This window comes from Novosphingobium sp. Sphag1I (assembly GCF_056279125.1).
On sequence record NZ_JBWBQS010000010.1, the window covers coordinates 115,014 to 126,866 of the forward strand.

An 11,853-nucleotide genomic window follows, 5' to 3' on the forward strand; every position below is an offset into this window, starting at 1 on the left:
CCATGTCTTATCCCAAGAATCCCAATGGGCCTTCAAAAGGCCCCTCGTCGCGCGGTCCTTCTGCGCGCAATGGCCGCGCGTCCGACGCCGCCCCCCGCGGGAAACCGCAGACGTCGCGTGGGGAAAAATCCCAGAGCGGCGGATACCAGAGTGGTGGCGGAAAGCCTGCCTATGGCGGCAAATCGGGCCAATATGGCGGCAAGCCGCAGGGCACCGGCCAAAGCTCCAGCAAGCTTTATCCGCCCCGCATCCCCCGCCCCGCCCGTCCCGCGCCCGAACCGATCAACAAGTTGGAAGGTGAAGGCGAACGCGTTGCCAAGTTGCTGGCCCGCGCGGGCGTGGCAAGCCGCCGCGAGGTTGAGCGCCTGATCGAGGCGGGCCGCGTGAAGGTGGGTGATATCACGATCACCACGCCCGCCACGCTGCTCACCACGCTCAAGGGCGTCACGGTGGATGGCAATCCGGTAAAGGCGCCCGAAGCGGCCCGTCTCTATGCCTTCCACAAGCCCAGCGGCCTGATCACCGCAGAGCGCGATCCGGCGGGGCGTCCGACGATCTATACGGCTTTGCGCAATGCTTTGCCCGCCGATACGCCGCGCCTGATGCCGATCGGCCGCCTTGACCTTAACACCGAAGGTCTGCTGCTGCTGACCAATGATGGTGAGTTGAAGCGGGCCATGGAATTGCCCAGCAGCGGTATCCCGCGCACCTATCGCGCCCGTACCTTTGGCGACATTTCGCAGGACCGGCTTGAGGAACTGATGGAAGGCATCGAGGTGGACGGCATCCGCTATGGCCGCATCGACGCCAATATGGAGCGCCGCACGGGCCGCAACCAGTGGATCGAAATGACGCTGAGCGAAGGCAAGAACCGCGAAGTGCGCCGCGTTCTCGAAGCGCTGGGGCTTCAGGTCAGCCGCCTGATGCGCACCAAATACGGGCCGTTCGAATTGCTCGATCTGCCCCGTGGTCAGGCCATCCAGATCCCGCAGGTGCAGGTCGAACGCTTCCGCAAGGGGCTGAAATTCGCAAAGGCGCGCGGGGAATGATCCGGATTATTGCTGGCGAATGGCGTGGCCGTAAACTGGCCGCGCCCGAAGGCGACGACACCCGCCCCACCGCCGACCGCACGCGCGAAACGCTGTTCTCGATGCTCAACAGCCGCCTTGGCGGGTTTGAGGAATTGCGCGTGGCCGACCTGTTCGCAGGATCGGGCGCGCTGGGCCTTGAGGCGTTGAGCCGGGGCGCGGCGCATTGCCTGTTCGTTGAACAGGCCGCCCCCGCGATCCGCGCGATCCGCACCAATATCGCCAACCTGAAAGCCCACACGCGCTGCGACGTGCGCGCAGGGAGCGTAATGGCCCTGACCGCGACCAAAGAGCCGCTCGATCTCGTGCTGCTCGACCCGCCCTATAACACCGGCGCGGGACAGGTGGCGATCGACAAGCTGCGCCGCCTTGGCTGGATCGGTGAAGGCACATGGGTCGCGCTGGAAACGGCGGCGACCGAGGATCCGCGGGTGCGCGGGTTTGTGGTCGATGCCGAGCGTAAAGTGGGCAAGGCAAAGATTACGATCTTCCGTGTTGAGGAAAAGCAGGAAGGGTAAAAATGCGAGGGTCTAGACCCTCGCGCTCCCGGTACTGTCTGCGTTGCGCTTTAGGTTCGGCTTTTTGTGTCGGACGCGGCGTTGCAAATTTAAAAGCCTGCGGCGCATTTTAACAGCGCCGCAGGCTTTCATTTTATCATCCACCACCAAACGCCGCCCCATTAACGGGATTGCAAAGGGCCCCCGCCCTTTGCCCGCCGGAGGCAAAACCTTCAAACCGCCATCACACGCCGCGTCCCCAACCGCCGCGTCCAACCGATCCCGATCAGCGTCACCACGCCCGCAACGGCAGGAATAATCCCGATCCAGTTGCCCATGCCTTTCTCGATCAGGCTCTGCGCCAGAACCGGGGTCAGCGCGCCGCCAATGATGCCGCCGGCGTTAAACGCCATGGAAATGCCGGAATAGCGCACCTCGACCGGAAACAGGCCCGACAGCCAACCCGATAGCGGGCCATAGGCCATGCCCATGGCAAAGAGCGCAGCCGACAGCGTGATAAACACCACGATCAGGCTGCCCGAAGACAGGCCAGCCCAATAGAAAGCGCCGATCACCGCGCCCAGCGTCGCGCCCCACGCCAATACCTTGGCCGAGCTGAAACGATCCGACCAGATTGCGGCATAGATGATGCCCGCCGCCAGCATCAGATTGGCGGCTAACTGCGCCACCATGAAACCCGTGCGCGGATAATGCAGCGGCCCGGTCCCCTGCGCCAGCGCAAAGGCGGTGCAGAGATAAAACAGCGAGAAGCACGACACCACGCCCGCGCTGCCCGCGATCAACGCCTTCCAATGTTGCGACAGCAGGACGCCCAGCGGCACTTCTGGCGGTTTTTCATGGGTCAATGCTTCGGCAAATGCGGCGGTTTCGGTAATTTTCAAACGTACCCACAGGCCAACGCCAACCAGCACGACCGACAGCATGAACGGAATGCGCCAGCCCCAAGCCTTGAATTCGGCCTCTGGCATGACCAGCCCAAGGATCAGAAACAGGCCATTGGCCGCCAAGAACCCGACCGGCGCGCCCAATTGCGGGGCGCTGCCAAAACGCGCCTCCCATCCACGCGGCGCATTTTCCACCGCCAGCAAAGCCGCCCCGCCCCATTCACCCCCAAGGCCAAAACCCTGACCAAAGCGGCAGACGCAAAGCAGGATCGGCGCCAGAATGCCCGCCTGCGCATAGGACGGCAGAAAGCCTACCGCCAGCGTCGATCCGCCCATCAACATCAGCGAGGCCACCAGCGTCGATTTGCGCCCGATCCGGTCCCCGAAATGGCCAAAGGCGATGGCCCCCACCGGCCGCGCGACAAAGGCGATGCCAAGGCTCATAAACGCCAACAGCAATTGCCGCCCCGGCGCCGCCTCGGGAAAGAACATCGGGCCAAAGACCAGTGCGGTGGCCGTGGCAAAGATATAGAAGTCGTAGAATTCCACCGATGTACCGACAAGCGCGGCGGTCAGAATTCGAGCGTTCTTGACGATGGGGTGCTTAGGGGACTGGCTCATGGGCGAAAGGCGTTGCCATGCGCGCCGCGCAAGTCAATTGGAAAGTGACCGGCAATCGATCACATCACCTTATAAACGCAGGCGCCCCGAGGACCAATCAGGACGCCTGCTTCCCAGGGGATCAGATGCCGCCGGGGTTGCGGCAATTATCCTGCAACGATCCGCGACAAACCGCATAGTGCTTGTTAAAGGCCTCTGGCGGCGGCGGGGTCAGCGCGCCGACATAGGGCCCCGCATGATAATTGGGATCATCAGGCAGGGCGGGCGCCACGGGCGTATTGGCGGTGGCCGGGTTGGGAGTATTCACAGCCGCCGCCAATGAACCACGCGGATTGGCCTGAATTTCAACGGGGGCGGCCTGCGCCAGCTGCATCTTGGCCGATGCGGGCTGGTCGGGCTGCATGGCGCCTGCGGCGGTTGCAGCCATGGCGGCAACCAGACCAGAAATCAGGAACTTGCTCATTACTGCGTCCTTTCCGGTTTGCCCCCTGTCCACCGATGGGGATCATCGGCACCTGATGGTTGAAAGGCAGATTGCGGCCAATTGTTCCATGATGGAGGGCAATAGTCTTGCGCCATGGCGCCATGTTCTCTAGGCGTTCCGCATGACCATGCCCTCCGCCCCCGCCCATGACGCCCCTTGGTTGGCCAAACTGAACCCGCCCCAGCGCGAAGCCGTGCTGACGACAGAGGGGCCGGTGCTTATGCTGGCGGGGGCCGGCACGGGCAAGACGGCGGCGCTGACCGCGCGCATGGCGCAGATCATTGCACAAAGGCTGGCTTGGCCATCCGAGATCCTGTGCGTGACCTTTACCAACAAGGCCGCGCGCGAAATGCGTGAACGTGTGGGCCATCTGATCGGCCCTGCGGTCGAGGGCATGCCGTGGCTGGGCACGTTTCACGCCATTGCGGCCAAGATGCTGCGGCGCCATGCCGAACTGGCGGGCTTGCAAAGCAATTACACGATAATCGACACCGATGATCAGTTGCGCCTTTTGAAGCAGTTGATTCAGGCCGAGGGGCTGGATGAAAAGCGCTGGCCCGCCAAGGCTTTGGCCGGGTGCATTGACCGCTGGAAGAACCGGGGCTTTGGTCCGGGCGATCTGGATGCCGTTGAAAATGAAGCCTATGCCAACGGGCGCGGCGCGCATTTCTATCGGCTGTATCAGGACCGGCTGAAGGCGGTCAACGCCTGCGACTTTGGCGATCTGCTGCTGCATATGCTCGACATTTTCCGGCGGCACCGCGACGTGCTGGAGGAATATCAGCGCCGTTTCAAATATATCATGGTGGACGAATATCAGGACACCAATTCGGTCCAGTATCTCTGGCTTCGCCTGTTGGCGCAGGGGATTGAAGGCCGGCGGCACAACATCTGCGTCGTAGGCGACGATGATCAGTCGATCTATTCATGGCGCGGGGCCGAGGTGGCCAATATCCTGCGTTTTGAGAAAGATTTTCCCGGCGCGAAAGTCATCAAGCTGGAGCAGAACTATCGCTCCACCCCGCATATCCTTGGCGCGGCCAGCGGCCTCATCAAGGAAAACAGCGAGCGTCTTGGCAAGCAATTGTGGACCGAGGCGACCGGCGGCGACAAGGTCCGCGTGATCGGCGTGTGGGACGCGCCCGAGGAAGCCCGCCGCGTGGGCGAGGAAATCGAAAGGCTGGAGCGCGAGGGCCTGCCGCTCGACAAGATCGCCATTCTGGTGCGTGCGCAGTTCCAGACGCGCGAGTTTGAAGACCGGTTTATTTCCATCGGCCTTGCCTATCGCATCATCGGCGGTTTCCGGTTTTACGAACGCGCCGAAATCCGCGATGCTCTGGCCTATCTGCGCATCATCACCCAACCGGCCGACGATCTGGCGTTTGAACGGATCTATAACACGCCCAAGCGCGGGCTTGGCGACAAAACGCTGGAAAAGCTGCACCGTTTTGCCCGCGCACATGACATGCCGCTGGCCGCCGCCGCGCTGGCCATGGCCGATACGGATGAATTACCGGCCAAGGCGCGCAATACGCTGCTGGCGCTGATGCGCGACATGGCGCGCTGGCGCGATCTGGCCAGAACGGCGACGCCCGCCGAACTGGCCCGCGTGATGCTGGACGAATCGGGCTATACCGCCATGCTTCAGGCCGACCGCAGCGCGGAAAGCGCGGGGCGTCTGGAAAACCTGTCGGAACTGGCCCGCGCGATGGAAGATTACGAGACGCTGGGCGATTTCCTTGAGCATGTCTCTCTGGTCATGGACAATGAGGCGAATAATGACGCCGAAAAGGTCACGATCATGACCATCCATGCGGCCAAAGGCCTGGAATTTGACCATATATTCCTGCCTGGATGGGAAGAAGGCGTATTTCCGTCGCAGCGTTCTCTGGACGAAGGGGGCCTCGCCAGTCTGGAGGAGGAGCGGCGTCTGGCCTATGTGGCGATCACCCGGGCGCGGCGGTTCTGCACGATCCTGCACGCGGCCAACCGGCGTATCTATGGGCAATGGACGTCCTCGCTGCCCAGCCGATTCATCGGCGAATTGCCCCCCGCCCATATCAACAGCGAAAGCACGATGACCGGCGGGGCCAGCCTGTGGCGCGCGCAATGGAGCGAGCGGGACGATCCCTTTGCCCATGTCGCGCAAAACAAACCCCAACGCATGGACACGCGCGGTCCCGGTTGGCAACGGGCCAGCCAGACCACCTTTGCCCCCGCACGCAAAGTCGCCGAAAGCACCCGCAGCGCGGCCAGTTTTGCCGCCGCCCCGCGCCTTGACATCCGCATTGGCGACCAAGTGTTCCACGAAAAATTCGGGAACGGCACGGTCAAGGCGCAGGAAGGCAACAAGCTGGAGATCGAATTCGACAGCGGCGGGTTCAAGCGCGTGCTGGACAGTTTCGTCAAACGCATATGATCTCCGACAGGCGTTTATAAGCAATTTCCATGAGGCCCCGCCCCATCACGCACTTGCAGCATCGCGCGCGCTCTGGCACGGCAGGGTAACGAGATTAACGGTGGGATTAAGGACAGATCATGACGCAAGCGGCCATTGAAGCGGCAGATTATCGCCGTGTGCTGGGCCATTACCCCACCGGCGTTGCCGCCATCACGTCCAGCGACGCTGATGGCGCGCCGCTGGTCATGGTCGTGGGAACATTCACCTCGGTCTCGCTCGATCCGCCGCTGGTCGGCTTCCTTCCCACGCGCACCTCGGCCAGTTGGCAGGCGATTGCGGCGACGGGCAAGTTTGCCGTCAACGTTCTGGGCAGCGATCAGGCCGCGCTTTGCGGGCAACTGGCCGGGCGCGGTGATAAATTTGCCGGGGTGGAATACACGCTCTCGAACGATGGCCTGCCTTTGCTCTCCGGCGCGCTGATCACGATCGAGGCGCAGATCCATGCCACGCTGGATGCGGGCGATCATGACTTTGTTCTGGGCGCGGTACAGCGGTTGAATGTGGGCCGCGAGGGCGACCCACTGTTGTTTCATCGCGGAAATTACGGCGGTTTCGCCGCGCTCTGACCCACAATTCACGCGCATGGCGTCAGCGCCAATTTGAACCCATCTGGCGTTGCGCCGTTAACCCTTGATGCGTCACACGCGAAAGCGGACGGGTGAAGGGATTTATGACGCGCGAGTTGATAACCTTTGAAGTGTCACGTCAATTGTTCGGGCTGGACATTGCCGCGATACGCGAAATCCGCGCGTGGTCGCCGGTAACCCGATTGCCGGGCGCACCATCCTGTTTGGCGGGCGTGGCCAATCTGCGCGGCGCGATTCTGCCCATACTCGATCTGGGCGCACGATTGGGTTGGGGCACGACACGGACCACCGAACGGCACGCCATCATCGTGGTACAGGTGGGCCCGGTACAGGCCGGGTTGATCGTCGAAACCGTGTCCGACCTTTTGACGTTAAAGGAGGACAGGCTGCAACCGCCCCCCGCCTTGGGGATTGAGGAGATGACATCCTTTATCGACGGGCTTGCCCCGGTGGGCGACCGGATGCTGCTGGTCCTCAATCTGGATCAACTGGTGGGGCGCGACTGGATCCGCGCTGCGGGTCAGTAATCGGATGGGTTACTCTGCATCCGCGACTTAAAGCTTGCTTGACGCACAAAGTGTTGTGAACAAAATTGCCGCTGTTCAGCCCCAGAAAGGTCGCGGCATAAACCCAAGCCATGGCCGAACCAGCAGAGGATCATTGATGCCCGCTCTCAGCCCCGACCGCCCGCGCCGCAGCGCCTTGTTCATGCCCGCCTCCAACCCCAAGGCATTGGCCAAGGCGCGTGAGGTGGACGCCGATGTGGTCATTATCGACCTTGAGGATGCGGTCGCCCCCGACCAAAAGGAAGCAGCACGCGAGGCCGCGGTTCGCGCCCTCTATACCGGCGGGTTTGGCCATCGCGAGGTGGCGGTGCGGATCAATGGCCTTGACACCGAATGGGGGCGTGATGATCTGGACGCGCTGGCGCGGGCCGGGGCCGATGCGCTGTTGGTGCCCAAGGTTTCCAGCCCGCAGGACGTGCTGCGCTATCACGAGGCTCTGACCAATGCGCCATCGGATTTGCAATTGTGGGCGATGATTGAAACGGCCGGTTCGGTGCTGCGGCTGGATGCCATCGCCTCGCTGGCGCGGCAAACGCGGCTGGCGCTCTGGGTGATCGGGCCGAATGATCTGGCGCGGGAATTGCGTGCCCGGCCCGATGCCAAACGGACCTTTCTTCAGCCGTTCCTGTCGCTGGCCGTGGCGGCGGCGCGGGCGCATGGACTGTCGATCCTTGATGGGGTCTGCAATGAATTTCGCGATCTGGACATCTTTCGTACCGAAGCGGAACAGGGTCTGATGTTCGGATTTGATGGCAAGACCCTGATCCACCCGGCCCAGATCGAACCGTGTAATGCCATTTTCAGCCCATCGGCGGCTGAACTGGAATGGGCGGGCAAAGTCATTGCCGCATTCGATCTGCCCGAAAATGCCGGCAAGGGGGCGATCAAGGTTGATGGGCGGATGGTGGAATTGCTGCACCGCGATTCCGCGCAAAGCCTTTTGGCTCAGGCGCGCAGGATAGCGGCAAGAACGTAAGGAAACTTAACCAGTTTCAAGGATCGCGACCGTTGAAGGCGCTCTTTGGATTGGTTAAACTTACGCATTCATCACCTTTGTATTAACACTTTCACGCTAAGCCCTTCCCTTGGGATCAAACAGAATGGGCTTAGCGCAGCGTGCCAATCAACAGACTCACTCATTGGCTGCTCAGCACCGAGGAGAAAGTCTCGGCCCCTATTGCTGCGCAAATGGCCAATGGCCTGTTCGGATCTCTGGCCATCTTCATTGGCGGCGTGCTCAACAGCGTGGCAGTGGCGGCGGTGGCGGCGTTCCGCATACCGTCAGCGCCGGTATTTGGCTGGCTGCTGTTTGAAATCGTGCTCGGGATTGGCCGGATCATCGTGTTGATGATGTCGCGCGATCGGGATTTTGACAAACCCACCCATCTGCACGGCATTGCCGCCATTCTGTCGGTGATGTGGGCAACGTCGGTCGGTCTTGGTGCCCTGTTGTGCCTGACCAGCGGCGATTGGGCCATGGCTACGGTGGCCTGCATTTCAGCGGCGGCGATGGTTGGCGGCATTTGCCTGCGCAATTTCGGCACCCCGCGCCTGGCGGCGACCATGACCTTTGCCACTTTGGCGCCTTGTGCGCTTGGCGGTTTGTTGTCCGGTGACGCCATCATGGCCATCATCACCATCCAGTTGCCCATCTTCATGATGGCGATCTTTTCGGCATCTTTCAGACTGCACCGGATGCTGGCATCGTGGATGACGACAACGGCCGAACTGAAGCAAAGCAAGGCGTTGAACGAAACGATTTTGCAATCCAACCCCGATCTGACGCTGATCGTGGACAAGGATTACAAGGTCGTCTTCAGCAATCGGCAACCTGAAGAACTGGGCTGTGAAGCGGTTCTGGTCGGGCGGTCCTTCCTGTCGATTCTGGAGGAAAAGGATCGCCCCGCCGCCATGGCGGCTCTGGCCCGCGCCAGACATGGGCAATTGGCCAGCTTCACCACTTGCTACAGTCGGTCGGATGGTGGAAAATTCTGGTACGATACGATCGTCAATGAAACTTCGGATGCATCGGGGCGGCTGATTGTGGTGGCCCGCGATATCACCAGCCAGAAGCATTCCGAAGAACGCGCGATTTGGATGGCTCAGCACGACACATTAACGGGCCTGCCCAACCGCGCCGTGTTGCAGGAAAGGCTGGATGCCGCCCTGATGAAGGCGAAGCCCCCGTACGGCGCCGAGCCCGTCAGCGCGTTGATGATTGTTGATGTCGACAATTTCAAAGCGATCAATGACACAATGGGCCACGATGGCGGCGACGTTCTGCTGCGCGCACTGGCGGCGCGATTGCGGGCGGCGGTCAATCCGGGCGATCTGGTGGCGCGCACGGGCGGCGATGAATTCGCGATGATTGTTGCGGCGCGTGGCGCGGGTGAATTGGAACAGATTGCCGCGCGTATTTACGAGGAATTGCGCGAACCGATCCTGCATGGCGACCGCGTGCTGGAATGCGGCGCCAGCATCGGGGCCAGTTTCATCCCTCATGATGGCCCCGCCCGTTCCGAAGTGATGAAGGCCGCCGACATCGCGCTTTACGCCGCCAAGGCGGCCGGGCGCGCGCAGATGAAGATCTTTGAACCGGCGATGATGGATGAGGTCGAACGCCATCAAGCGATGATTTCGGCCGCACGCTTTGCGCTGAAACGCCGAACGATTGTGCCTCATTATCAGCCCAAGGTTTGTTTGCGCCGCGGGCATCACATCGGTTTTGAAGCCCTGCTGCGCTGGCGGGACCGGGATGGCAATTTGCGCGCGCCCGATGCGTTGAAAGCCGCCTTTGCCGACCCCATCCTGAGCGCGGCGCTCAGCAATTCTATGCTCGACATGGTGCTGGATGATATCGAGCGCTGGATGGCCGCGGGCGTCGCATTCGGCCATGTGGCCGTCAATGTGACCAGCGCCGATTTCCGTCCCGACGGCATTGTCCAGACGGTCCTGACCCGGTTGCAGGCGCGCGGATTGCCGCCATCATGCCTCCAGATCGAAGTGACCGAGGATGTGCTCCTCGACAAGGGCGCACTTGACGTTGAAAATGCCCTCAAGCGGTTGAGCCAGCACGGATTGCGCATTGCGCTTGATGATTTCGGCACCGGCTATGCATCGCTTTCGCATCTGACCCAATTTCCGGTGGATCTGCTCAAGATCGACCGATCCTTTATCGGCCAGATCGGGACCAAAAATGATGCCGAGGCGATTGCCTCCATCGTCGTCAATCTGGGCCATTGCCTTGGTCTGGAGGTGATTGCCGAGGGTATTGAAACCTTTGAGCAGCAGCAGTTCCTGATCGACATGGGGTGCGACACCGGACAGGGCTATCTCTATGCCCGCGCCATGCCCGCGCGGCAGGTCATCGAATATCTCGACAAGCATGGGCTGGAACACGATCAACTGGCCATGCGTCAGGCCTGATCGGCGCGGCTTTCGCCCACCACCTGCCATATGGCAATGAACAGGGCGGCAATCACCGGCCCCATGACAAAGCCATTGAACCCCATCAGTTCAAACCCGCCCAGCGTGGTGATCAAGATCACGTAATCGGGCACACGCGTATCGCGCCCGACCAGAATGGGCCGCACCAGATTGTCCACACTGCTGATCACGAAAAAGCCCAGCGCCGCCAGCGCCGCGCCCTGCCATACCGATCCGCTGGCCAGCAGATAGACAGAAACCGGCACCCAGACGAGGCCCGTGCCGACCGAAGGGAAAAGTGAAAACACCCCCATCGCCACGCCCCACAGCAATGCGCCGGGCAAGCCCAGAATCCAGAAACTGAGCCCGCCAATCGTGCCCTGCAACACGGCCACGATCAGGCTGCCCTTGATTGTCGCGCGCACCGCCTGCAGGAATTTGCTGATCAACAGATCGGTCATCGCGGGGTCAAGCGGCACCGCCCGCGCAATCTTTTCGCCCAGCGCCCGCCCGTCACGGATCAGGAAATAGGCCAGATAAAGCATCACCCCCAATTGCAGGAACAGGCCCAGCGTGCTCTGGCCAAAGCTGAGCAATTGCGGGCCAATGTTGCGCAAAAGGTCGCTCATCTGTCGCCCCAGCCAATCGCGAATATCCTCAAGACTGGCCAGTCCCGACACGCCCAATTGCCCCTGAAGCCAATGTGGCATGCGCATTTGCAGTCCGGCCAAAAGGCGCAGCGGATCAATCTGCCCCGACTCGACGCTGACATAGAGCGCACTGCCCTGCTCCACCAAAGCCACGCCCAGAGCCAGAGCCGGCAGAACCACCACCGCCACCACGACGCATAATGTTATCGCAGCGCAGCGGTCGGGATGCCCCGGCATCGATGCCTTGAACCGTTGGTGCAGCGGGTCAAACAACACCGCGACAATCACCGCCCACAACACCGCCCCGGCAAATGGCGCCACCAGCCAGCCAAAAGCCAGCGAAATGGCCACAATCAGCCCCAAAAGAAACATGCGCGCCGGTGGCAATAGCCTTCTCCTGTTTGGCCCTTCCTGCCTCTGCATAAAGGTCTGGAGGCATAGGGCAACAGCGCGATGACGTTTAGCCAGACTTGGGCGGTGAACAGATTTCCTTGAATGTCTATTTTTATGATTGAGTTTAAGAGCGATTCAACTCTACCTAATTGATAGAAATTAATTGGACGAGCAC

At 61.4% G+C, this 11,853-nt stretch carries 10 protein-coding genes; 7 read left to right on the forward strand and 3 right to left on the reverse strand.

Features of this window, described 5'->3' with window-relative positions:
• The first annotated feature begins 2 nt into the window (after positions 1-2).
• Both ACZ9HU_RS13265 and rsmD read left to right on the forward strand, forming a co-directional pair.
• On the forward strand, positions 3-1,049 hold the full coding sequence (locus tag ACZ9HU_RS13265; RefSeq protein ID WP_476105587.1) for a pseudouridine synthase: 1,047 nt from the start codon (positions 3-5) through the stop codon (positions 1,047-1,049).
• Entirely contained in the window at positions 1,046-1,606 is a 561-nt protein-coding gene (gene rsmD, locus ACZ9HU_RS13270; protein WP_476105589.1) for a 16S rRNA (guanine(966)-N(2))-methyltransferase RsmD, read from the forward strand. Before ACZ9HU_RS13265 ends, rsmD begins: the two co-directional genes overlap by 4 nt.
• A gap of 212 nt (positions 1,607-1,818) precedes the next feature.
• On the opposite strand, the gene ACZ9HU_RS13275 is transcribed toward rsmD, so the two are convergent.
• Together ACZ9HU_RS13275 and ACZ9HU_RS13280 are read right to left on the reverse strand one after the other, a co-directional pair.
• Positions 1,819-3,111 carry an MFS transporter gene (locus tag ACZ9HU_RS13275; RefSeq protein ID WP_476105591.1) on the reverse strand — a complete coding sequence of 431 codons (1,293 nt, stop codon included), beginning with the start codon at positions 3,109-3,111 and terminating at the stop codon, positions 1,819-1,821.
• Between the two features lie 121 nt (positions 3,112-3,232).
• A complete protein-coding gene (locus ACZ9HU_RS13280) occupies positions 3,233-3,574 on the reverse strand; it encodes a hypothetical protein (protein ID WP_476105592.1) in 342 nt (113 codons plus the stop codon).
• A 142-nt stretch (positions 3,575-3,716) separates the two neighbouring features.
• Here ACZ9HU_RS13280 and ACZ9HU_RS13285 point away from each other — a divergent pair, with 142 nt between their 5' ends.
• The 5 genes from ACZ9HU_RS13285 to ACZ9HU_RS13305 all read left to right on the forward strand — a co-directional run bounded on the left by ACZ9HU_RS13285 (position 3,717) and on the right by ACZ9HU_RS13305 (position 10,635).
• Positions 3,717-6,014 carry an ATP-dependent helicase gene (locus ACZ9HU_RS13285; RefSeq protein ID WP_476105594.1) on the forward strand — a complete coding sequence of 766 codons (2,298 nt, stop codon included), beginning with the start codon at positions 3,717-3,719 and terminating at the stop codon, positions 6,012-6,014.
• A gap of 119 nt (positions 6,015-6,133) precedes the next feature.
• Entirely contained in the window at positions 6,134-6,622 is a 489-nt protein-coding gene (locus ACZ9HU_RS13290) for a flavin reductase family protein (protein ID WP_476105595.1), read from the forward strand.
• Positions 6,623-6,726: 104 nt separating this feature from the next.
• A complete protein-coding gene (locus ACZ9HU_RS13295) occupies positions 6,727-7,170 on the forward strand; it encodes a chemotaxis protein CheW (protein WP_476105597.1) in 444 nt (147 codons plus the stop codon).
• A 136-nt stretch (positions 7,171-7,306) separates the two neighbouring features.
• The gene (locus ACZ9HU_RS13300; protein ID WP_476105598.1) at positions 7,307-8,185 is read left to right on the forward strand and encodes an HpcH/HpaI aldolase/citrate lyase family protein; all 879 of its coding nucleotides are present in this window, start codon (positions 7,307-7,309) and stop codon (positions 8,183-8,185) included.
• 140 nt (positions 8,186-8,325) lie between these two features.
• Positions 8,326-10,635: a putative bifunctional diguanylate cyclase/phosphodiesterase gene (locus tag ACZ9HU_RS13305; protein WP_476105600.1), complete on the forward strand. Its 2,310-nt coding sequence runs from the start codon at positions 8,326-8,328 to the stop codon at positions 10,633-10,635.
• On the opposite strand, the gene ACZ9HU_RS13310 is transcribed toward ACZ9HU_RS13305, so the two are convergent.
• Positions 10,626-11,657, reverse strand: a complete 1,032-nt coding sequence (locus tag ACZ9HU_RS13310; RefSeq protein WP_476105601.1) for an AI-2E family transporter — start codon at positions 11,655-11,657, stop codon at positions 10,626-10,628. The two genes, ACZ9HU_RS13305 and ACZ9HU_RS13310, sit on opposite strands and share 10 nt — an antisense overlap.
• Positions 11,658-11,853 lie beyond the last annotated feature (196 nt).

Excerpts from the sequence above, each read along its gene's own strand:
- ACZ9HU_RS13295 (WP_476105597.1), top strand. The coding sequence starts at position 6,727 with ATGACGCGCGAGTTGATAACCTTTGAAGTGTCACGTCAATTGTTCGGG.
- rsmD (WP_476105589.1), top strand. The coding sequence starts at position 1,046 with ATGATCCGGATTATTGCTGGCGAATGGCGTGGCCGTAAACTGGCCGCG.
- ACZ9HU_RS13310 (WP_476105601.1), bottom strand. The coding sequence starts at position 11,657 with ATGTTTCTTTTGGGGCTGATTGTGGCCATTTCGCTGGCTTTTGGCTGG.
- ACZ9HU_RS13265 (WP_476105587.1), top strand. The coding sequence starts at position 3 with ATGTCTTATCCCAAGAATCCCAATGGGCCTTCAAAAGGCCCCTCGTCG.
- ACZ9HU_RS13290 (WP_476105595.1), top strand. The coding sequence starts at position 6,134 with ATGACGCAAGCGGCCATTGAAGCGGCAGATTATCGCCGTGTGCTGGGC.
- ACZ9HU_RS13285 (WP_476105594.1), top strand. The coding sequence starts at position 3,717 with ATGACCATGCCCTCCGCCCCCGCCCATGACGCCCCTTGGTTGGCCAAA.
- ACZ9HU_RS13300 (WP_476105598.1), top strand. The coding sequence starts at position 7,307 with ATGCCCGCTCTCAGCCCCGACCGCCCGCGCCGCAGCGCCTTGTTCATG.
- ACZ9HU_RS13280 (WP_476105592.1), bottom strand. The coding sequence starts at position 3,574 with ATGAGCAAGTTCCTGATTTCTGGTCTGGTTGCCGCCATGGCTGCAACC.
- ACZ9HU_RS13275 (WP_476105591.1), bottom strand. The coding sequence starts at position 3,111 with ATGAGCCAGTCCCCTAAGCACCCCATCGTCAAGAACGCTCGAATTCTG.